This is a genomic window from Pseudomonas sp. NPDC086251 (genome assembly GCF_044746405.1).
Lineage (GTDB): Bacteria > Pseudomonadota > Gammaproteobacteria > Pseudomonadales > Pseudomonadaceae > Aquipseudomonas.
In genome coordinates, this window is sequence record NZ_JBIVBY010000001.1 from 327217 (window position 1) to 348090 (window position 20874).

A 20874-nucleotide genomic window follows, 5' to 3' on the forward strand; every position below is an offset into this window, starting at 1 on the left:
TCCTGTGGTCAGTTGCGCGGTGGCGCTTGCAGATCCATTGGCGCGGCGTTGTTGGGGCGACCGCGGATCAGCGATTCCGGATGCCGTCCCAGGTAATCCGACAGCTCACGCAACGAGCGCGACATGCGTCCGAGTTCGTCCAGGGTCTGGGTCAACTGCTCACGTTGCGGTGAATCCTCGGCGAGCGTCGAACTGGCCGAATTCAGGGTTTTGCTGACGTCCGCCAGAGTGGATTGCACGCCGGGCAGGGTCTTGGCGTTGAATTGGGTCAGGCCTTTGCGCAGTTCGACGAGGTTGCCGTCGAGGTTGCTGGCGATGCGTTCCACGGGCAGGTTGTTGATCTTGTTGATCATGGCCTCGAGTTTTTCCTGCAACTGTTCGAGGCTGCCGGGAACGGTCGGAATCATCACCGGGCGGGCGTTCGGATCGAACACGACTTTGTCTGCCTTGGGGTAGAAATCGAGGGCAATGTAGAGCTGGCCGGTCAGCAGATTGCCGCTACGGGCCTGGGCCCGCAGACCGTTTTCGATGAAGGTGCCCATCAGCCGAACGCCTGCGGCTTCGTCGTTGGGGTCATGCTTCAAGGCCTCGAGCATTTTGATATGGGCCTGGCCGAGTCGTTGCGGGTAGATCACGATGCCGACATTGATCGGGAAACTGCGTTTTTTCGCGTCGAAATCCAGATTGACCGCCACGACTTTGCCGAACTCGACACCGAGGAATTCCACCGGTGCACCGACCTTGAGGCCGCGTAACGCCTGATCGAAGCGCAACGCCAGGTATTGCCCCTTGCCGTTGGGTGGGGCGAGGGCGGTTTGCTGGTCTTCGAACAGTTCGAAGGTTTTTTCCTCCCCGGCCAGCTCATCGTTGGGGCTGTATTCCGGTGCCCGGAAGGCAATGCCGCCGACCAGGATGGAGGACAGCGACTCGGTTTTTACCGAAAACCCGTTGGCGCCAACATTCACGTCAATGCCACTGGCGTTCCAGAACCGGGTGTTTTTAGTGACGTAGGCATCGTTGGGCGCGTGGATGAAGACTTCGATGTTCACCCCTTTGCCGTCGGCATCCAGCGCATAGGCCACCACCTGGCCGACAGGAATCTTGCGGTAGTAAATGGGCGAGCCGATGTCCAGTGAACCGAGGTCTTCGGTGTGCAGCATGAAGCGCTTGCCCGGCTCGCCATAGGTAATCGGTGGTGGGTTCTCCAGGCCGGTGAAGTTTTTTGATCGGGTATTGGACTGGCCGATATCGGCGCCAATGTAGTCCCCGGACAGCAGGGTATCGATGCCCGATACCCCACCCGCGCCGATTCGCGGGCGCACCACCCAGAACTGCGAGTCTTCACGGGTAAAGCTTTCGGCTTGTTTGGCCAGTTTGACGGTGGCGTTGACGCTTTTCTGGTCGTTGCTCAGTTCAACATCGGTGACGTGCCCGATCACCACGTTGCGGTATTTGACTTCGGTTTTGTTGGCGGTCAGGCCGCTACCGGTCTTGAAGGTAATGGTAATGGTCGGGCCTTCCTGCAGGAGGCTGTGCACCACCAGCGAAATCCCCACCAGCACCGCGACGATTGGCACGATCCATACCAGCGAAACGCTGAAACGACGGGTCTTTACAGGTGCCTGGCCGGGCGCTTGCGGCCCGTCAGTGGCTTGCGACTTCATCCATGACCTCCTCGTTTTGTGGGTTGTCCTGCTCTTTTTGCCAGATCAGGCGCGGGTCGAAACTCATCGCCGACAACATGGTGAACACCACCACCAGGCCAAAGAATAGAATGCCCGGGCGCGGTTCGATATCGGCCAGGGCTTGAAACTTCACCAGGGCGGCGACCAGGGCCACCACGATCACATCGAGCATTGACCAGTAACCGATGAGCTCGACGAAACGGTACAGCGTTGACCGTTCCTTGCGTGCCCAAAAACTGCCACGCTGCACGGTAATCAACAGCAGCGTCAGGGCGACGAACTTGATGCCCGGTACCGCGATGCTGGCGATAAAAATGATCAGGGCGATGTCCCAGGCGCCGTGCTGCCAGAACTCCAGCACACCGCTCATGATCGTGCTGTCGGCGCCGTTGCCGACCATCTTGGTGTTCATCACCGGCAGCAGATTGGCCGGGACGTAAAACGCCAGGGCGGTGAACATGTAGGCCCAGGTCCGGGCGAGCGAGTTGGTTTTGTACCGATGCAGCGGCGCGCCGCAGCGCTCGCATTCATGGGGCTCGTGGGTCATGTCGCAGGCCAGCCCGCAGCTGTGACACAGGCACAGGTTGAGTTCGCTTGCCACCGGAGGTCTGTTCATAGGATGTCCCACAGATCACGGACGTCGCGCCCGGCGATGCGGATCATCATCAGGCTGAGAATTGCCAGGGCAAACAAACCGATCCCTGGCAATACGTCCAGCAACCCGGCGAGCTTGATCACCGCGACCATGGCGCCCAGCAGGCACACCTCCAACATGCTCCAGGGCCGCAGGGTTTCCAGCCAGCGCATGCAGAACTTGAAACCGGGAGAGCGCTGGTCCGCGAGGGCGAAGCTCAGGACCCAGATCAGCAGCACCAGCTGGAAAATCGGCGCGATGATCATTGCGATCGCCGCCACCATTGCAATGAACGTGATAGGCCCGTGACTCAGGGCCAATACCGAATCCCAGAGCGTGGCGCTGTTTTTCAGGCCTTTGAGGCTGATGCTCATGACCGGGTAGAAGTTGGTGAAGATCCATAGCACCAGCGCGGTGAAGCTCAACGCCAGGCGCTGTTGCACCGTCAGACCGTTATAGCGCTGAAGCACGCCGCCGCAGCGCGTACACAGGGTTTTCTGATGTTTGGCGAGCGTGACTTTTTCATACACGCAGTCGCAGTGCTCGCAAATGATCAGCTGGTCAGTCGTTGCCATGGGCCAAGCTCGACAGGAGGCAGAAAGTGATGAGCACTCCCTCAATATAGAAGTGCCTCGCGATTGAGCAAATCGAAAGGCTGAACAAGAGAAGGACTGGGCGGGCATTTTTGGCAAATGCCCGATCAGATAACCTGACGCGATCCATGTAGCAGCTGGCGAAGCCTGCGTTCGGCTGCGCAGCAGTCGTAAAACCTGAGCGCGAGCATCCTGAAGGACCGTGCTGCACGGTTTCACGACTGCTGCGCAGCCGAACGCAGGCTTCGCCAGCTGCTACATCTAGGGTAGGTGCTGGGGCTTTATCCCAGTATTTCGCGCAGGCGATACCAGAACATGCCAAGGGCCAGCAGCGGCGAACGCAGCAGCGGGCCGCCGGGGAAGGTCATGTGCGGCACCGCGCTGAACACATCAAACCCCTGACTGTGCCCGGCATGGATCGCCTCGCCCAACAACTTCGCGCACCAGTGGGTCACGTTCAGGCCATGGCCGGAATAGCCCTGGGCGTAGAACACGTTCGGATGCTGGTTCAAGCGTCCGACTTGCGGGAAGCGATTGGCCGAGATGCCGATCTTGCCGCCCCATTGATAGTCGATGCGCACATTCGCCAATTGCGGGAATACCTTAAGCATTTGCGGGCGCATATACGCCGTGATGTCCGCCGGATCACGTCCCGAATAGTGGCAGGCACCGCCGAACAGCAAACGCCGGTCCGCCGAGAGCCGGTAGTAATCCAGGCCGACTTTCTGGTCGCACAGCGCCAGGTTGTGCGGGATCAATTGCGCAGCCACGTCCGGCGCCAGGGGTTCGGTGGCAATGATGTAGCTGCCCGCCGGGAGCACCTTGCCGCTCAAGCGCGGTTCGAGTTCTTCCAGGTGCGCATTGCAGGCCAGCACCAGACTGCCGGCGCGCACCGTGCCACCGGCACAACGAACCTGTGCGGTGCTGCCATGGATCAATTCCAGCACCGGGCTCTGCTCGAAGATTTGCACCCCGAGGGATTGCGCCAGCCGCGCCTCGCCGAGGACCAGATTGAGCGGGTGCAAGTGCCCCGACCCCCTATCCACCAGACCACCGGCATACACGCCGGAGTTCACCACCTGTTCACGGATCTGCTCAGGGCCGACCAGCCGGGTTTCGTGGGGATAGCCCGACTCGGCAAGGCCTTCCTGTTCAGTCTTGAGTGCCGCGAACTGCGCTTTGGTATTGGCCAGTTCGCAGAAGCCCCAGCGCAGGTCGCAATCGATGCCGTGCTCACGGATGCGGTTGCCCACCAGCGCCACCGACTCGATCCCGGCGCGCTCGAGATAACGCACGCCTTCGTCACCGATATGCCGGGCGAAACCACTGACGTCATGACCGATACCGCGAATCAGCTGGCCACCGTTGCGCCCGCTGGCGCCCCAGCCAATCCGCCGGGCCTCCAGCACGATCACCTTGAGCCCGCGCTGAGCCAGTTCGATCGCCGTGTTGATGCCGGTAAAACCACCGCCGATCACACAGACATCGGCTTCAAGGTCCGCCGTCAGTGCAGGGTAGGGCGCCATTCCGTTGGCCGACGCGGCGTAGTAGGACTGGGTGTGTTCATCGCTGTACTGATTCATTTGTTGGACTTCACTTTGCTCCAGGAACGGGTCATCAGACGCATGATCGCCTGGGGCGGGGTGGTCGAAATGTAAAGCTTGTCGAGGACTGCCTGAGGCGGGTAAACCTCAGGATTGTTCACCAGCTCAGCGTCCATGTACTGCTTGGCGGCCGGGTTCGGGTTGGCGTAACCGACCGAGGCACTGACCTTGGCGATCACTTGCGGGTCGAGCAGGTAATTGATGAAGGCGTGGGCTTCTTTTGGATTGCTGGCGTCGGCGGGAACGGCCAGCAGGTCGAACCACAAATTGCTGCCTTCTTTGGGAATGGCGTACGCGATGTTCACGCCGTTCTTCGCTTCCTTGGCCCGGTTCGCGGCCTGGAACACGTCGCCTGAATAACCGAAGGCCACGCAGATGTCACCGTTGGCCAGGTCCGAGACGTACTTGGAGGAGTGGAAATACGTGATGTACGGCCGGATGCTCAACAGTTTGGCCTCGGCTTTCTTGAAGTCTTCCGGGTTTTCGCTGCGTGGGTCCATGCCCATGTAGTTGAGGATCGCCGGGAACACTTCATCGGCCGAGTCCATCATCGACACGCCGCACTGGCTGAGCTTCTTGATGTTCTCCGGTTCGAACAGCACCGCCCAGGAATCGATGTGATCGATGCCGAGTACTTGCTTGACCTTGTCGACGTTGTAGCCAATGCCGTTGGTGCCCCACAGGTACGGTACGGAGTGCGCGTTTTCGGGGTCGTTCTTCTCCAGCAGCGCCAGCAGTTTCGGGTCGAGGTTGGCGAAGTTCGGCAGCTGCGAGCGATCCAGTTTGAGGAACGCACCGGCCTTCACCTGGCGGGCGAGGAAGTGGTTGGACGGCACCACCACGTCATACCCGGTGCGGCCGGCGAGCAGTTTGCCCTCCAGGGTTTCGTTGGAGTCGAACACGTCGTAGATCACTTTGATCCCGGTTTTTGCCTGGAAGTCGACGAGGGTGGTCTCGCCGATGTAATCGGTCCAGTTATAGACACTGACCTGTGGCTGAGCCTGTGCCACAGCGCTGAACAGAACGGCCAGCGCGACCGGGACCATGGATTTCAATAGACGCATTCGACACCTCTTTGAGTTGTTGGTTTTTTCAGGCGTTTCTTTGGTGTTCTGACGGCCGTCTTCGCGAGCAAGCCCGCTCCCACATTTGAAATGCACTCCCCTGTGGGAGCGGGCTTGCTCGCGAAGAGGCCCTCACGGGCACTGCAAATCTCAGACGCTCAGCAGCAGGAACTCGCGCTCCCAGGAGCTGATCACGCGCTTGAAGTTCTCGTGTTCGGCGCGCTTGACCGCGACGTAACCGCGAACGAATTTGCTGCCCAGGTAGCGCGAAACGGTGTCGCACTCCTCCATCTGCGTCAGCGCGTCCTCGATGGTGATCGGCAGGCGCAAGTTACGGCGCTCATAGGCCCGACCTTGCACCGCAGCGCTCGGCTCGACGCGCTCAACCATCCCCAGATACCCGCACAACAAGCTCGCGGCGATGGCCAGATACGGGTTGGCATCCGCTCCCGGCAAACGGTTTTCCACGCGCATCGCGTCCGGACTTGAGGTCGGCACACGCAAGCCGACAGTGCGGTTTTCTTCGCCCCATTCGACGTTCACCGGCGCCGAGGTGTCCGGCAGGAAACGGCGGAACGAATTGACGTTGGGCGCAAACATCGGCAGCACTTTGGGGATGTACTTTTGCAGGCCGCCAATGTGATGGAGGAACAGCTCGCTCATGGTGCCGTCGGCATTGGCGAAAATCGGCTGGCCGGTGGCGATGTCCACCACGCTCTGGTGAATGTGCATGGCGCTGCCAGGCTCATCGCCAATCGGCTTGGCCATGAACGTCGCCGCAACGTTGTGCTTGAGCGCCGCCTCACGCATCGTGCGTTTGAACACGGTGATCTGGTCCGCCAGGTCCAGCGCGTCGCCGTGACGGAAGTTGATTTCCATCTGCGCCGGGCCGTCTTCGTGGATCAGCGTGTCGAGGTCCAGGCCCTGCAGTTCGCACCAGTCGTAGACATCTTCAAACAGCGGATCGAATTCGTTGGCGGCGTCGATGGAAAACGACTGACGACCACTTTCCGCACGGCCTGAGCGGCCCATTGGGGCCTTGAGCGGCAAGTCCGGGTCTTCGCAGCGCTGCGTCAGGTAAAACTCCATTTCCGGCGCGACAATCGGCCTCCAGCCTTTGTCGGTGTACAGCTGCAGGACTTTCTTCAGCACGTTGCGCGGCGACAGTTCGATGGGGTTGCCAAACTTGTCGAAGGTGTCGTGAATCACGATGGCCGTCGGCTCGATGGCCCATGGAATCACGTAGACCGCGTCGGACACCGGTTTGCAGACCATGTCGATATCGGCCGGGTCGAGCAGGTCGTAGTAGATGTCGTCGTCGACAAAGTCCCCGGTTACCGTTTGCAAAAGCACACTTTCCGGCAGGCGCATGCCTCGCTCATGCAGGAACTTGTTGGTGGGTGCAATTTTGCCGCGCGCAATGCCGGTCAGGTCGCTGACGACGCACTCGACTTCGGTAATCTTGTGATCTTTCAGCCACGTCAGCAGCTGATCGAAAGGGACATTCATAAAGACCTCGTTATTGGTTTTATTAACGCCAGGAGAAGCCGATTTCATCTTTCGGACACTTCCCCTGTAGCGCGTTGACGACTATCTTGGGCGAGCCTTGCGGTTCCATCTATCCACTTTAAGCAGCACAAAGCGCACCAAAAGAGTGCGCAAGGTCTCCCATGACAATCTGTAATTCCTTGCAAGTCCAAGCGTTCAATACCGCCGATGTCGCCGAGCAAATCCGCGCTACACCGGGGTGGGTCCAGCATTACCAGCAGATGTCGCCGGGGCATTTCGCCGGGCGGGTGCGTTATCTGGACCTGCAAGGCGTGGAGATTTACGAGGAGCAGATGAACACGCGGGTCGAGCAGAATTTCAGCGCGCCCGAGGGTTCGCTGGCGTTCTGTTTCGATCGCAGCGACAACGCGCTGTACGTGTTGAATGAAGAAAGTCGCAACATCTGGATCACCCCGGAGAACTACCAGGAAATCGCTGTGGTGTTTGGTCCGGAGTTTGTTCAGCGCCATGGGTTGAATGTCGCGCGGCTTGAAGGGTTGTTCATGGCGCCGCTGAATTCGGGGCAGAACGCGCTGTTCAGTCGCTGGTTGAGCGGGACGCTGACCCGGCTGACGCAGACGTTTGATCCGCCGAGCAAGGAGGCGTTGACCCAGCAGTTGCTGGAGGACTGTTTGTACATCCTCGATAACGCCTGTGTGTGTCTTGATCGCGGCGGTTTGCAGCGCCGGGCCGAGGAACGCGCGGTGATGAAACGCATCGGTGAGTGGGCGGCGGATGCGCCGGAAGAGACCTTGAATTTGTTGGAGCTTTCACAGATTGCCGGGGTTTCGTTGCGGCAGTTGCAGCATGCGTTCAAGGCTTATACCGGGATGACACCGACTCATTGGCTGCGCTTGCGTCGGCTGAACAGCGCGCACCGTGAATTGCTCAGTCGTTCGGCAATGGAAACCACGGTGGCGGAAGTGGCGATGCGTTGGTCGTTCTGGCATTTGGGGCGGTTTTCCAGCAGCTATCGGGCGTTGTTCAAGGAGTTGCCGAGTGAGACGTTGAAGCGGGTGGGGCGGGGCTGATTGGGCTGGAGCTGCTCACTTGAGATTGGGTGTATATCCGTTTTTGGGGTTACGGCTGATATCGGTTTCGCCCTTACGGCGAGTCACTTTCGAGAAGCGCGAAAGTAACCAAAGCGCTTCTGCCCTTTCGTTCGGTGCCTCGCTAAGGCTCGGCATGCCCTCGCTCCGGTCCTGCTCCGTGGGCCCGCCGCCATCGGCCATCCATGGCCGGGGGCGGCTAACCCGGCATCCCTGCCGGGTTGCCCCCTGCGCAGAACCTCCACTCGGCCTCTCGGGGGGCGGTGCATCAAAATCAAAAGCACGGCGGCCTACCGGCCGGCCTGATTTCTGCGTATGCATTCCCCTGTAGGAGCGAGCTTGCTCGCGAAGAACGTCAATGACGGCGCGTGTTAACAGGATAAACGCGGTGCCTATGGGTCCATCGCGAGCGAGCTCGCTCCTACAGGGATGCGGTGATTTCAGACGTTACGTTCGCTGTTGATCTTGCCGTTGCTTCGGCTTTTGATCTTGATCTGTTGCCCCTTTCCCAGAGGCCGAACGCAGGCGTTGCGCAGGGGGCAACCCGGCATGGATGCCGGGTTAGCCGCCCCCGGCCATGGATGGCCGATGGCGGCGGGCCCTCGGAGCAATGCCGGAGTGAGGGCATGCCGAGCCTAGGCGAGGCACCGAATGGAGGGGCGAGAGCCCTTGGTTACTTGGGGCTTTTCCAAGTGACACGCCGTAAGGGCGGAACCTGAAGTGGCCGTTACCGCAGAAATGGATATGTACCCCCATCCCATCCCATCTGATTCAAACCGCCGGCACCGGTTTCGCCAACTCAATACCCGCCGCCCCCAATCGCTTGAGAATCTCAAACAACAAGTCACTCTTGGTACTGGCCACAATCCTCGGGCTACTCACGTACCCCGTAATCGTCAGCGTAATCCCTTCCGGCGTCAGCTTGCTGAAACGCACAGCGGGAGCAGGGTGGTCGAGAATGGTTTCATGCTCACAATACGTCTCATACAACAGGTTCTTGACCTGCTCGGGATCGATGTCCAGCGGAAACACCAACTCAAGAATCGCCACCCCCTGAGCACTGCCGCCCATGGTCACGTTGCGCAAATTTTGTGAAATCAGCTGCGAGTTAGGCACGATCACAATCGAGCGGTCACTGAGCTGAATCTCGGTCGCGCGCACATTAATCCGCCGGATATCACCCTCAACCCCGCTAATGCTGATCAGATCGCCGACCTTCACCGGGCGCTCAGTCAGCAGGATCAACCCCGACACGAAATTCTTCACGATCTCCTGCAAACCAAAGCCGATCCCCACGGACAACGCGCTGACAATCCAGGCCAGATTGGTCCACTTCACGCCCAACGAAGACAGCGTCAGCAGAATGACCAGCGCGTAGCCGATGTTGCTGAACAAAGTGCTCAGCGACGCGCCCATGCCAGGGTCCATATCGGTTTTGGGCAGGAACTCATTGTCCAGCCAGCGGCGCAGGGATCGAATCAGGTAGATGCCGATCAACAGCGCCAGGACTGCATTCAGCAGATTCTCCGGGATGATGTTCAGCTTGCGCAGGCCATCGCCGCCGAGTATCGCTGAAACCCGGTCCGTCAGCTGCCCGAAAGTCGATCCAACACCCCCCACAAACGTTGTAATCACCGCAATCAGTATCAAGGTCGCTCGGCCGAGGCCCGACAAGACCACCTCGATTTGTTCAAGCCTCACATCGCCGATACCGAGCAATTGTTTGATGGCCTTGCCACTGGGGTGTTTGGGTGAAAACAGGTAGTCGCACAAATCCCTGAACAGCTGCGTCAGCAAATAGAAACTGGAAATCACGATATACAGCCAGACGATTTCATAGGTGATGAATCTGGCGAGGGAGACGTAACCGACCAACAGGCCAAACAGCGAAATCAATACGCCAATGCTGATGCCGGAATAAATCAGGCCTGCCAGCGTCGTACCGGCCTCAGGCGCTTCCCCGGCAATCACCATCGCTCGACGGGTTTTATTGGTGCGCAGCAACAGTGCCCCCAAAATCAGGGCAACGACCAGAGCGACGATGCCCCGGCAGAAGATCACCGCCTGCGAACTCATGCCCATCGCATTGGGGATCTGCGTGAGCGATACCAGCACCAGCAGCGACCCGGCCAGCAAGGCCGGATAGGGGCTCATTGCAACCGCCACTTCATCGGCGATCCCCGGCAGGCGCCAGGAGGGATTGCGCCTGGACAGCAGGGCCCGACTCAGGCCGGTGATCATGGCGCAGGTGTAGGCGAGCTTCTCGATGTCCTCGAAATAGCCTTGCAGCGGCTGCGTCAGAGGATTGAGCCGAGTGGCAGCCATCAGGATCAGTTGGATGGCGCAACCAGCGCTCAACAGGGTGGCGAGTACCGTCGCTATCGCCAACGAGCTTCTGCGCAAACGACCTTCCGGCACGTGATGGATGCAGATCCAGGTCAGCCCGCGTTCAGCCAGCCGGCGCCCCAGCGACCAGAAGGCCAGGGCCAGCACTAGCAACGTGACCGTCATACCGCGCTCGCCGGGTTGCCAGGCGGGCTGGACGACACTGTCGAACTGGTCGCTAAAAAAACTCAGGCGGTTTCTATCCTCTTCTATCGGAGAAAACAGCGGTAACCAGAATCGAGGATTGAGCAGGCTGGTGGTGCGCTGGACCAGTTCGGTCTCCAGTTGAGTGCGGCGAATGCTGGCGATCTGCGTGATGAGGTTGGCTGCGCCGAGTTTGATGGCCTGCAGTATCTGGAGATCGTCATCCACCTTGTCTTTTTGTTCGGTGAGGTAGGTGCGCTGTTTCACCAGATCGGCCTTTTCCATGGCCAGGCTGGTCGCGGAGGTCGTCCCGAGCACATTGAGCTGCGCTTGCAATTGCGCCTGCTCGGGCAGTAACACGGCCTCCAGTTTGCTCGTGTCACTGAGGAGTAATTGAACACTGTCCTGAAAACCCACCAACTGCGTGTAATTGCTGCTCAACGACACCTGTTGTTTAAGGTTGTCCAGCCTGAGTTGCAGGGCTTCCAGATCGCCCTTTGACACGGTCGTGGTGGTGCTCGCCTCTGATGCAATCGCGGGTTCATCTGCCGACAGCGCCCCGATGTTCGCCGCCAACAGCGCAAACACGATGAACACGAGTAATTTCAGTGCAGGACGCATAGGTATGCCCCGGCGGCTTTAGCCATTCAGGTTAGGCCATGGCGTGTGCAGGCGCGAAAAATACTTCCGGCTAGCACTTCATTCCCTGTAGGAGCCGAGCTTGCTCGCGAAGGCGGCGTGTCAGGCAACGCTGCTGTGATTGACAGACCGCCTTCGCGAGCAAGCTCGGCTCCTACAGGGTTCAGGGGTGGGCGCAACAATTTGCCCAAGCGAATCCCCGGGCGATTGTTCTGAATACGCAAACACTGATGTCGCCGAGAATGGAATTGTTGGTGCAGGGGCGGGCTTGTAGCCTCCATTACGCCGAACACCACGATTTGCCAATGATCGGGTGGAGCTCAAGCCAGGGCTCATCAAGACGTCATACCTTGCTTTCGGCCACGCGCCCCTTCGGGGTTGGCTCCTAATAAAAATAAGGTAGGCAGGTATGAGTATTCGTGCGTGGGTTTGCGCAGCAACCCTGTTCGCTCCCGTTCTGGGCGCCAACGTTTTATTTCCCTCAAGCGCTTCGGCGGCGGACGATCCGATGGGGTCGCTGGTTCGCGGCGTGTTCGGCGACAGCCTTGAGCGTGAACACGGTATCAAGGTCTACGGCTGGGGCCAGGTCGGTGTGAGCTATAACAACAACGGCACGGATGACGTCAGCAAGCAAAGCTTTTTCACCACCGACGAAGGCGTCAACCTCAACCAGTTCGCCTTGGCCGTGGAAAAGAAACCCAAGAGCAACGTGATCGGCCGTGTCGGGCCGTTCCCCGGGCCGATGCCGCAAGAGGCGGACTGGGGCTTCAACGTCACCGCGCTGTACGGCAAGGATGCGCGATTCTTCAAGACCTACGGCTGGGACGAGGACCTGAGCGTCAATCGCGACAACAAGGCCGAAGGTGAAGCGTTCACCGTCGCTCAAGCGTACGTCGACTTTTACTTTCCGGTGCTCGGCGGTTCCGACCTGATGATCGGGATTTTTCACACGCCGCTGGAAAATGAAATCGGTTTTGCCTTGCCGTCACCCGCACCGACTGACTTCTATTCGCACACCTATTCCTTCATGCACGGCCCGGCCAAACATGCCGGTGCGCTGTACTCGTTCAAGCTGCCCTCGGCGCCGGGGGAAAGCATGTTGGGCTTCGAGCTGGGCGTGGTGCAGGGCTGGAACAACCTGCAAGACCCGAACCATGACCCCGACATCATCGCCAACGTACGCTGGCGCTCGGCGGATTTCAGCACTTGGATCGACTGGGAAAACATCTACGGCAACGGTGCCGGCGACAGCTTCGCCGAATGCGCGTGTGGCTCGCCGTTGCCCGCCGGCACCAAGGATGACGACTACAAACGCGTCGCCTCGTACCTGACGTTGTCCCAGGTCATCGACCCGAACAACCGCGTGGCGCTGGAGTTGAATTACGGCAAGCAGGAGCAGGGCGCCTTCGCCGGGTTTGCCAACAAAAGCGATGCGACCTGGTACGGCACCGACCTCAATTGGTATCACAAGCTCAGCGAAAACCTGATGTGGAACAGCCGGGCCGAGTGGTTCTACACCGATGCACCCGTGCACGTGATGATGGCCAACATCGACCCGAATACCGGAATTCCCGATCCGACCTGGGGCAGTTTCTACGGTGTGACCACTAACCTGGCCTGGACACCGACGCCCAACGTGCGACTGCGCCCGGAACTGCGCTACGACATCCATTCCGGCCCCGGTCGCGATGCCTACGCCGATGGGCAAAAGGACTCGCAGCTGGTCGCGTCGTTCGACGTCAGCTTCTTTTTCTAAACCGACTTCTTTCGTTTACCTCTGACCCTGCGTGATGGCCCAGCCACACGTTGCGACCCTGTTCGTCCGGGCTTTTGGAGTACTTTCATGACAGACAACAACGATAAAAACCTGTTTGGCCGCGACTTCACCCGTCGCGATTTCCTGCGCGGCACCGGCGTTGCCGCCGGCGGCGTGGCGCTGGCCAGCCTGCCGTTCAACTTCGCCCTGGGCAGCGAGCGGGTGATCAAGCTCGGTTATGTCAGCCCGCAAACCGGGCCATTGGCGCCCTTTGCGGCGGCCGACAACTACATCATCGAATCGCTCAAGCAGGTGCTGAAGAACTCGATCAACGTGGCCGGCAAGGCCTATCGCCTGGAGATCATGGTCAAGGACAGCCAGTCCAACCCCAACCGCGCGGCGGAAGTGGCGAGCGAGCTGATTTTGTCGGATCAGGTCGACCTGATGCTGGTGTCGTCGACACCGGAAACCACCAACCCGGTCTCCGACCAATGCGAAATCAACGAGATCCCGTGCATTTCCACGGTGGCGCCGTGGCAGCCGTGGTTCTTTACCCGTGGCGGCAAGCCTGACCAGGGTTTCGAATGGACCTACCATTTCTTCTGGGGCCTGGAAGATGTGATCGGCACGTACAGTTCGATGTGGGGCGCCATGCCGTCGAACAAGGTGGTTGGCGGTCTGTTCCCCAACGATGGCGACGGCAATGCCTGGGGCGATCCGAAACTCGGCTTCCCACCGGTGCTGGCGCAAAAGGGTTTCCAGTTGGTCGACCCCGGTCGCTTTCAAAGCCTGACCGACGATTTCTCGGCGCAGATCGCCGCGTTCAAAAAAGCCGAGGTCGAGATTGTCACCGGTGTGGTGATTCCACCGGACCTCAGCACCTTCTGGACCCAGGCTCGCCAGCAAGGCTTCAAACCGAAAGCAGTGTCGGTTGGCAAAGCGCTGCTGTTTCCCACGGCGGTCGAAGCGCTGGGCAAGGCCGGCAACAACCTGTCGACCGAAATCTGGTGGAGCCCGACGCACCCATTCAGTTCGTCTCTGACCGGCGCCAGTGCCGGGCAGTTGGCCCAAGGGTTCACCCAAGCCACCGGCAAACAGTGGACGCAACCGCTGGGTTTCGTGCATGCGCTGTTCGAACTGGCGGTGGACATCCTCAAACGCACCGAAGAAGTCGGCAACCCACACGCGGTCCGCGATGCCTTGCTCAAGACCCACCTCAACACGGTCGTCGGGCCGATCAACTGGAACGGCGGGCCGGTGAAGAACGTCGCGAAGACGCCGCTGGTCAGCGGCCAATGGCGACTGGGCAATGACAATAAATACGACCTGATCGTCACCAACAATGCCACCGCACCCGCTATTCCGCTGGGCGGCGAGATGCAGGCCATTACGTATTGATCGCGGGTGCACCATGCAACAGCCACTTCTGCAAATGAACGATGTGCACAAAAGCTACGGCTCGGTGAAGGTCACGGACGCCATGAGCCTGAGCCTGCAACCGGGCGAAGCCCTGGGCATCATCGGCCCCAACGGCGCGGGTAAAAGCACGCTGTTCAACCTGATCGCCGGCGGCGTCGCGGCTGACAGCGGCACGATCCATTTCGAGGGCCGCAATGTAACCCGCGAACCGGTGTTCAAACGGTGCCAGCAAGGCATCGGCCGCTCGCATCAGATCCCGCACCCGTTCGTGAAAATGACGGTGTTCGAGAACCTGTTGGTGGGCGCAACTTTTGGCGCGCGGTTGCGCGACAAGGAGGCGAGCCAGTGGTGCGCGCAGACCCTGGAACTCACCGGGCTGATGCGCAAGGCCAACGTGTTGGCCGGCTCGCTGACCCTGCTCGACCGCAAGCGCCTGGAAATGGCCCGCGCCTTGTCGACCCAGCCACGGCTGTTGTTGCTGGACGAAATCGCCGGCGGCCTGACCGAACCGGAGTGCCTGGCGCTGGTGGAAACCATTCAAGGCATCCACAAGGCCGGCGTCGCGATCATCTGGATCGAACACATCGTGCATGCCTTGCTGGCCGTGGTCAGCCGCCTGACGGTGATCAACTTCGGCGCCAAACTGGCCGAAGGCGAACCCCGCAGCGTGATGGCCGATCCGCGAGTCCAGGACATCTACATGGGCATCGGGAGCTAAAACATGACGACGCATTCGAACCTGCTGTCCATCAACAAACTCTGTGCCGGCTACGGCGACTTTCAAGCGCTGTTCGACATCAGCCTGACCCTTGAGGCGGGCGAAACCGTGGCGATCATCGGCTCCAACGGCGCCGGCAAATCGACGTTCCTGCGCTCGCTGGCCGGGCTGATCAAGAACCAGCCCGGCGTCATCCATTTCAAGGGCCAGGCGGTGGGTGACCTGCCGGCGAATCAGGTGCTCGAACGCGGCATCGCATTGGTGCCGGAAGGCCGCAAGCTATTCCCCTCGCTGAGCGTCGAGGAAAACCTGTTGATCGGCGCCTACAGCAAACGCCCCGGCCCGTGGACGCTGGCGCGGATCTACCAGCTGTTTCCGGTGCTGGAAAAACTGCGTAAACGCCCTGGCACCGCACTGTCCGGTGGCCAGCAGCAAATGGTTGCGATTGGCCGGGGCTTGATGGCCAACCCGCAGTTGCTGTTGTGCGACGAGATCAGCCTCGGGCTGGCACCGACCACGATCAAGGACATCTACGCCGCACTGCCCTCGATCAAGGCTGACGGCACCACGGTGATTCTGGTCGAGCAGGACATCAATCAGGCATTGAGTGTCTGCGACCGTTTCTATTGCTTCCAGGAAGGGCGCGTGTCCCTGACCGGCCGCCCTGGGGAGGCGGACAAAGCGCAAATCAAAGCCGCGTATTTCGGGATCTAGTTATGGAATGGCTCAATACTTTGCTGCAAGGCATGTTGCTCGGTGGCCTGTACGCGATGTTTGCGGTGGGGCTGTCGCTGATGTTCGGCATCATGCGCCTGGTCAATATCGCCCACGGTGACTTCATCGTGCTGGCGTCGTACCTGGCGCTGATGGTGGTCAATCACCTGGGGTTCAGCCCGCTGTCGAGCTTGCTGATCGTGGTGCCGTTGATGTTCTGTTTCGGCTATCTGCTGCAACGGTTGTTGCTGAACCGAACGCTGGGCCAGGACATCCTGCCGCCACTGCTGGTGACTTTTGGCCTGTCGATCATCGTGCAGAACGTGCTGCTGGAATTCTTCAGCGCCGACAGTCAAAAGCTGTCGCAGGGTGATCTCGAAGTCGCCAGTGTCGGTTTCGGCAGTTTGAGCGTGGGCGTGATGCCACTGATCGTGTTTTGCAGTGCGTTGCTGATCATTGGCGGCCTGCAATTGCTGTTCTACAAAACCGCTGTGGGTCGAGCGTTTCGCGCCACTTCCGATGATCAGCAAACCGCGCGACTGATGGGCGTCAACAACGCGCATATTTTCGGTTTGGCCATGGCATTGGCAATGGCCGTGGTGTCGATTGCCGGGGTGTTTCTGGCGATTCGTACCAGCTTCGACCCGACGGTGGGGCCGGCGCGTCTGTTGTACGGTTTCGAAGCGGTGATCATCGGCGGCTTGGGCAGCCTGTGGGGCACCCTGGCCGGTGGGGTGATCCTCGGCGTCGCCCAGGCGCTGGGCGCGAAAATCGATCCTGGCTGGCAAATCCTCGCCGGTCATCTGGTGTTTCTGCTGATTTTGGTCGTGCGCCCGCGTGGCCTGTTCCCACGGAGTGTCGACTGATGAATGCCTTGAATAATCCAGCGCTGACCTATCGCGTACAGCGCACCACCACCAGCAGCATGATCGGCCTGTCATTGCTGGGCCTGTGTGTGTTGGTGTTGATCAGTGCGCCATTCTGGGCCGACCGTTCAAGCCTGCGGCTGGTGGTGGAGTTCGCCTATTACCTGGCCTTGGCGCAAATGTGGAACCTGCTGGCTGGTTACGCCGGCATGGTCTCGGTGGGGCAGCAGGCGTTTGTCGGTCTCGGCGGATACCTGCTGTTCATGCTGTCCACCCGTTTTGGTGTGCCGCCCTTGTTCGCGGTGTTGCTCTCCGGAGTGATGGTCGCGTTGCTGGCGATTCCGACCGCGTTGATTGTGTTTCGATTACGCGGTGCTTATTTCGCGATTGGCACCTGGGTGGTGGCCGAAGTGTTTCGCCTGGGGCTGGCGCAGATGAGCAGCCTTGGCGGCGGTTCCGGGCAAAGCCTGCCGGCGGCGATTGTGCGGCAGATCGGTAATGACCGGGACGAGCGCGAAATGCTGATCTACTTCACCGCGCTGGCCATCGCCATTGCCGCCGTGGCCGTGGTGTTCTTTGTGCTGCGTTCGCGACAAGGCCTGGCCTTGGCGTCGATTCGCGATTCCGAACCGGCGTCCGGCAGCCTCGGGGTCAATACCTTCCGCACCAAGTTGATGGTGTACGTGCTGGCGGCCGGTTGCACGGGCGTGGTCGGCGCGCTGATCTTCCTGCAAAAGCTGCGGATTTCTCCGGATGCCGCGTTCAACCTGCAGGACTGGACGGCGGTGGTGATCTTCATCGTCATCATCGGCGGCATCGGCACGCTCGAAGGGCCGCTGATTGGCACGTTGATCTACTTCGTGCTGCGCGGCTGCCTGGCGCAATACGGCGCGGTGTACATGATCATCCTCGGCGTGGTCGCGGTGGTGATGATGCTCAAGGCCCCGCAAGGGGTGTGGGGGTTGATCAGCGAACGCCTGGGCTGGCAGGTCTTCCCGATGCAGCGACGGTTGTCTGTCCAGAGCGACAAGTAGCACGCTGTCAGGGATGTGGAGTGCGAGGTGCCGACAGGCTAACCTTACTGTTCCTATAAGAACAAAAATATCCAGAGAGCCAGTCAGCCAAGCCGTAATGCAATCCGTGTAGCAGCTGGCGAAGCCTGCGTTCGGCTGCGCAGCAGTCGTGAATCCAGGCACTGCGGTCTATCAGTCAGATCGCATGCACAGGTTTTACGACTGCTGCGCAGCCGAACGCAGCCTCGCAGGCTCGACAGCTGCTACGAGAGGGTGCGTTACGACAACTGACTGGCACTCTCCAGAGAGCCTGCCCCATGGATCGTTTACTCAGTGTCGAAGCCTTTGTGCGAGTGGCCGAAACCGGCAACTTCGCCAAGGCCGCCCAGCAATTGGGCGTGACCCGTTCGGTGATCACCCACCGAATCCAGCAACTGGAACAATTCATCAACGCGCCGCTGTTCCATCGCAGCACGCGGCATGTGCGGCTCTCCGAAGTAGGGGAGACCTACTACAAGGAATGCGCGGACATGGTCGCGAGTTTCAACTCGCTGACCGAACACATGCGCGAGTTGCGCGCCAAACCCACCGGCAAACTGCGGGTGCAGATGCTGCCCGGGTTTGCCATCGGCCACTTTGGCCGGATGCTTGCCGAATTCACCCGGCTGTACCCGGACATTGAGGTCGACGTCATCGTCAACGACCGGGTGGTGGACCCGATCGAAGAGGGTTTCGATGTGGCGTTCCAGATGTTCCCGCCGATGGCCGAAACCCTGATCGAGCGCAAGCTGTTCAGCGTGCGCCGATTGTTCTGCATGTCACCCGATTACGCCGCCGAGTTTGGTGTGCCGACGCACCCGCAGGAACTGCTGCAACACAAGATCGCCTTGTACGAGGGGTATCCATCGCGCAACCGCTGGATTTTCACTGGTGCGGATGAACAGGTGGAGCTGAGCCTGCCGGGCCAGGTGCGATCCAACTCGGTGCATTTGCTGCGCGATTACGCCTCGACGGGCGTGTGCATTGTCTGTTTGCCGACACTGGTGGCCAGCGACGACTTGCTCAGCGGTCGGCTGATTCCGGTGTTGCCCGAGTATGCGCTGTCGTCCTTCAACTTCTCTGCGGTGTACCCGGCGACCCAGCGCCGGGCCTTGAAAGTGCGCACGCTGATCGATTTCCTGGTGGAAAACTTCGGCGACGAACCGTGCTGGGACAAACCCCTGCTGGAGCGTGGCTGGATCCGCTGAATCAACACACCCACTTGTGGGAGCGAGCCTGCTCGCGATTGCGGTTTCACATCCGGCCTGGAGGTAGGCTGACACACCGCCATCGCGAGCAGGCTCGCTCCCACAAGGATTGCAGTGCCCCCAGTGTTTGCGTTTCGCGAACACTGTTGTCGCCGGTCCTCTAATTGTCCCCGGAGCAGCTGCGACGTACTGTTGACTCACTGTTACTACAACAACAAAACGGTGAAAACCATGAGTAGCGCGGCAATCGAAACGGTCTTCGGCTCGCTGGACAATTACAGCAAAGGCTCGGTTGAAATCATCAGCGGCCAGGCCAGCCATTACGCCTTTTCGAATATTTTCGAAGTGGCGGAAAAATCCCTTCCGTATGAAAAAGTCGTGGTCGGCCTCAACTTGGGCTACGTCATTGAAACCCTGCGCGCCGAAGGCCAGTCGCCCTGGTACACGGCCGCGCACGACGAATTCGCCATCGTCATGGACGGTGAAGTGCGGGTGGATCTCCTCAAGCTCGACGCGCCATTGAAAGACGGCGAGGGCACTCGCCTGGCCGGTGAAGTGCCGGCGGGTAAACCGATGGGCTACGTGCTGCTCAAACGCGGCCACCAGTGCCTGTTGCCGGTCGGCACGGCGTATCGATTCGAGGCCAGTCGCCCGGGCGTGATCCTGCAGCAGACCATCAAAGGACCGTTGTCGGTCGAGAAGTGGGCAGACATCTGCTTCAAGTGATCTGAACCTTCCCATCCAACAAAAGCCACAAAAGGAACCCCGTCATGGCCATGCTTGAAACCGCTGCCGATACCACCGCCTTTGCCGACGACGAAGTCCAGGCCAGCGCCCCCCATGCTGTCACCGGCTACCGCGCCTTCAAACTCGGCGCGTTCGAACTGTCGCGCGACGAGTATTTCGCCCGCATCACCTGGCCCGCCAAAGGCCAGACCCGCTCGCACCTGATCCCGGTCGACGCCTTTCTGCGCGCCATGATGCGCGACGTCGCCTGGGGCTTCTTCTACGGCTGGGTCAACTTCGACCAGGTCATCGGCACCCGCAATTACTACGGCAAAGTCGACCTGTACGCCGGCACCTTCAATGGCACGCTCAAGGCCGCCGGCGTCAACTACACCGAAAACTTTGAAACGCCGCTGATCATGGCGACCTTCAAAGCCATCCTGCGCGACTGGACCAACGCCACGTTTGACCCGTTCGCGGCGCCGGAAGAAACCGGTACGGCGTTCGGTCGCAAGAACGGCGACAACATCGAAGCCATCGAGCGCTTCCGCATCGCCACCAAGCGCATGCCGGGCCTGCCGGATGACTCGCCGCTGCGTAACGATTTGCCGGTCAATCGCCAGTTCATCGACGTTTCCCAGGACGAGCCGGAAATCCACGCGGCAGAAGGTTTCGAAGGCCAGCTGCATGCCTTCAGCCTGTTCAAGTACCTGTCGCGCTCCGACGTGACCTGGAACCCGTCGGTGACCTCGGTGTGCAAGGCCAGCCTGTTCTGCCCGACCACTGAAGAATTCATCCTGCCGGTGTTCCATGGCAATGACCGGGTCGAGTGGTTCTTGCAGATGTCCGATGAAATCATCTGGGACGTCGGCGACAAGGACGACGGCAACCCGCGCGCCCGCATCACCATGCGTGCCGGCGACATCTGCGCGATGCCGGCGGACATTCGCCACCAGGGCTACTCGACCAAACGTTCGATGCTGCTGGTGTGGGAAAACGCCACGCCGAACCTGCCGCAACGCTACGAAAGCGGCGAGCTCAAGCCGTATCCAATCGAGTTCTAAGACCTT

Annotated in this window: 17 protein-coding genes; 10 read left to right on the forward strand and 7 right to left on the reverse strand. The window is 60.0% G+C overall.

Annotation, left to right across the window (positions count from 1 at the left end; all coding sequences use genetic code 11):
• Positions 1-8: 8 nt before the first annotated feature.
• The 6 genes from ACIPL2_RS01450 to ACIPL2_RS01475 all read right to left on the reverse strand — a co-directional run bounded on the left by ACIPL2_RS01450 (position 9) and on the right by ACIPL2_RS01475 (position 7089).
• Entirely contained in the window at positions 9-1664 is a 1656-nt protein-coding gene (locus ACIPL2_RS01450; protein WP_401352283.1) for an intermembrane transport protein PqiB, read from the reverse strand.
• Positions 1645-2301, reverse strand: a complete 657-nt coding sequence (locus tag ACIPL2_RS01455; RefSeq protein ID WP_401352286.1) for a paraquat-inducible protein A — start codon at positions 2299-2301, stop codon at positions 1645-1647. Before ACIPL2_RS01455 ends, ACIPL2_RS01450 begins: the two co-directional genes overlap by 20 nt.
• Positions 2298-2894: a paraquat-inducible protein A gene (locus ACIPL2_RS01460; RefSeq protein WP_401352289.1), complete on the reverse strand. Its 597-nt coding sequence runs from the start codon at positions 2892-2894 to the stop codon at positions 2298-2300. Before ACIPL2_RS01460 ends, ACIPL2_RS01455 begins: the two co-directional genes overlap by 4 nt.
• Positions 2895-3193: 299 nt before the next feature.
• Positions 3194-4495, reverse strand: a complete 1302-nt coding sequence (locus ACIPL2_RS01465; RefSeq protein WP_401352292.1) for an NAD(P)/FAD-dependent oxidoreductase — start codon at positions 4493-4495, stop codon at positions 3194-3196.
• Positions 4492-5580, reverse strand: coding sequence for a polyamine ABC transporter substrate-binding protein (locus tag ACIPL2_RS01470; protein WP_401352294.1), 1089 nt, complete (start codon positions 5578-5580; stop codon positions 4492-4494). The genes ACIPL2_RS01465 and ACIPL2_RS01470 overlap by 4 nt, the downstream gene beginning before the upstream one ends.
• 150 nt (positions 5581-5730) lie before the next feature.
• The gene (locus tag ACIPL2_RS01475) at positions 5731-7089 is read right to left on the reverse strand and encodes a glutamine synthetase family protein (RefSeq protein ID WP_401352297.1); all 1359 of its coding nucleotides are present in this window, start codon (positions 7087-7089) and stop codon (positions 5731-5733) included.
• Positions 7090-7250: 161 nt separating this feature from the next.
• Here ACIPL2_RS01475 and ACIPL2_RS01480 point away from each other — a divergent pair, with 161 nt between their 5' ends.
• A complete protein-coding gene (locus ACIPL2_RS01480) occupies positions 7251-8159 on the forward strand; it encodes a helix-turn-helix domain-containing protein (protein WP_401352300.1) in 909 nt (302 codons plus the stop codon).
• Between the two features lie 789 nt (positions 8160-8948).
• Here ACIPL2_RS01480 and ACIPL2_RS01485 read toward each other — a convergent pair.
• The gene (locus ACIPL2_RS01485) at positions 8949-11327 is read right to left on the reverse strand and encodes a DUF3772 domain-containing protein (RefSeq protein ID WP_401352302.1); all 2379 of its coding nucleotides are present in this window, start codon (positions 11325-11327) and stop codon (positions 8949-8951) included.
• 427 nt (positions 11328-11754) lie between these two features.
• On the opposite strand from ACIPL2_RS01485, the gene ACIPL2_RS01490 reads away from it, so the two are divergent.
• The 9 genes from ACIPL2_RS01490 to ACIPL2_RS01530 all read left to right on the forward strand — a co-directional run bounded on the left by ACIPL2_RS01490 (position 11755) and on the right by ACIPL2_RS01530 (position 20868).
• Positions 11755-13101, forward strand: coding sequence for an outer membrane beta-barrel protein (locus ACIPL2_RS01490; RefSeq protein ID WP_401352304.1), 1347 nt, complete (start codon positions 11755-11757; stop codon positions 13099-13101).
• An 87-nt stretch (positions 13102-13188) separates the two neighbouring features.
• The gene (locus ACIPL2_RS01495; protein WP_401352305.1) at positions 13189-14499 is read left to right on the forward strand and encodes an ABC transporter substrate-binding protein; all 1311 of its coding nucleotides are present in this window, start codon (positions 13189-13191) and stop codon (positions 14497-14499) included.
• A 13-nt stretch (positions 14500-14512) separates the two neighbouring features.
• Positions 14513-15238: an ABC transporter ATP-binding protein gene (locus ACIPL2_RS01500; RefSeq protein ID WP_401352308.1), complete on the forward strand. Its 726-nt coding sequence runs from the start codon at positions 14513-14515 to the stop codon at positions 15236-15238.
• Between the two features lie 21 nt (positions 15239-15259).
• A complete protein-coding gene (locus ACIPL2_RS01505; protein ID WP_401353326.1) occupies positions 15260-15952 on the forward strand; it encodes an ABC transporter ATP-binding protein in 693 nt (230 codons plus the stop codon).
• Positions 15953-15954: 2 nt separating this feature from the next.
• Positions 15955-16818 (forward strand): branched-chain amino acid ABC transporter permease, encoded by an 864-nt coding sequence (locus tag ACIPL2_RS01510; protein ID WP_059402426.1) that lies wholly within the window; start codon positions 15955-15957, stop codon positions 16816-16818.
• Positions 16818-17852 carry a branched-chain amino acid ABC transporter permease gene (locus tag ACIPL2_RS01515; protein WP_401352311.1) on the forward strand — a complete coding sequence of 345 codons (1035 nt, stop codon included), beginning with the start codon at positions 16818-16820 and terminating at the stop codon, positions 17850-17852. The genes ACIPL2_RS01510 and ACIPL2_RS01515 overlap by 1 nt, the downstream gene beginning before the upstream one ends.
• A 296-nt stretch (positions 17853-18148) precedes the next feature.
• Positions 18149-19078 (forward strand): LysR substrate-binding domain-containing protein, encoded by a 930-nt coding sequence (locus ACIPL2_RS01520; RefSeq protein ID WP_401352313.1) that lies wholly within the window; start codon positions 18149-18151, stop codon positions 19076-19078.
• Between the two features lie 231 nt (positions 19079-19309).
• Positions 19310-19804: a hydroxyquinol 1,2-dioxygenase gene (locus ACIPL2_RS01525; protein ID WP_401352315.1), complete on the forward strand. Its 495-nt coding sequence runs from the start codon at positions 19310-19312 to the stop codon at positions 19802-19804.
• A 44-nt stretch (positions 19805-19848) separates the two neighbouring features.
• Complete coding sequence (locus tag ACIPL2_RS01530) at positions 19849-20868, forward strand: hydroxyquinol 1,2-dioxygenase (protein ID WP_401352318.1); 1020 nt, start codon at positions 19849-19851, stop codon at positions 20866-20868.
• Positions 20869-20874: the final 6 nt, after the last annotated feature.

Excerpts from the sequence above, each read along its gene's own strand:
- ACIPL2_RS01450 (WP_401352283.1), bottom strand. The coding sequence starts at position 1,664 with ATGAAGTCGCAAGCCACTGACGGGCCGCAAGCGCCCGGCCAGGCACCT.
- ACIPL2_RS01455 (WP_401352286.1), bottom strand. The coding sequence starts at position 2,301 with ATGAACAGACCTCCGGTGGCAAGCGAACTCAACCTGTGCCTGTGTCAC.
- ACIPL2_RS01460 (WP_401352289.1), bottom strand. The coding sequence starts at position 2,894 with ATGGCAACGACTGACCAGCTGATCATTTGCGAGCACTGCGACTGCGTG.
- ACIPL2_RS01465 (WP_401352292.1), bottom strand. The coding sequence starts at position 4,495 with ATGAATCAGTACAGCGATGAACACACCCAGTCCTACTACGCCGCGTCG.
- ACIPL2_RS01470 (WP_401352294.1), bottom strand. The coding sequence starts at position 5,580 with ATGCGTCTATTGAAATCCATGGTCCCGGTCGCGCTGGCCGTTCTGTTC.
- ACIPL2_RS01475 (WP_401352297.1), bottom strand. The coding sequence starts at position 7,089 with ATGAATGTCCCTTTCGATCAGCTGCTGACGTGGCTGAAAGATCACAAG.
- ACIPL2_RS01480 (WP_401352300.1), top strand. The coding sequence starts at position 7,251 with ATGACAATCTGTAATTCCTTGCAAGTCCAAGCGTTCAATACCGCCGAT.
- ACIPL2_RS01485 (WP_401352302.1), bottom strand. The coding sequence starts at position 11,327 with ATGCGTCCTGCACTGAAATTACTCGTGTTCATCGTGTTTGCGCTGTTG.
- ACIPL2_RS01490 (WP_401352304.1), top strand. The coding sequence starts at position 11,755 with ATGAGTATTCGTGCGTGGGTTTGCGCAGCAACCCTGTTCGCTCCCGTT.
- ACIPL2_RS01495 (WP_401352305.1), top strand. The coding sequence starts at position 13,189 with ATGACAGACAACAACGATAAAAACCTGTTTGGCCGCGACTTCACCCGT.
- ACIPL2_RS01500 (WP_401352308.1), top strand. The coding sequence starts at position 14,513 with ATGCAACAGCCACTTCTGCAAATGAACGATGTGCACAAAAGCTACGGC.
- ACIPL2_RS01510 (WP_059402426.1), top strand. The coding sequence starts at position 15,955 with ATGGAATGGCTCAATACTTTGCTGCAAGGCATGTTGCTCGGTGGCCTG.
- ACIPL2_RS01515 (WP_401352311.1), top strand. The coding sequence starts at position 16,818 with ATGAATGCCTTGAATAATCCAGCGCTGACCTATCGCGTACAGCGCACC.
- ACIPL2_RS01520 (WP_401352313.1), top strand. The coding sequence starts at position 18,149 with ATGGATCGTTTACTCAGTGTCGAAGCCTTTGTGCGAGTGGCCGAAACC.
- ACIPL2_RS01525 (WP_401352315.1), top strand. The coding sequence starts at position 19,310 with ATGAGTAGCGCGGCAATCGAAACGGTCTTCGGCTCGCTGGACAATTAC.
- ACIPL2_RS01530 (WP_401352318.1), top strand. The coding sequence starts at position 19,849 with ATGGCCATGCTTGAAACCGCTGCCGATACCACCGCCTTTGCCGACGAC.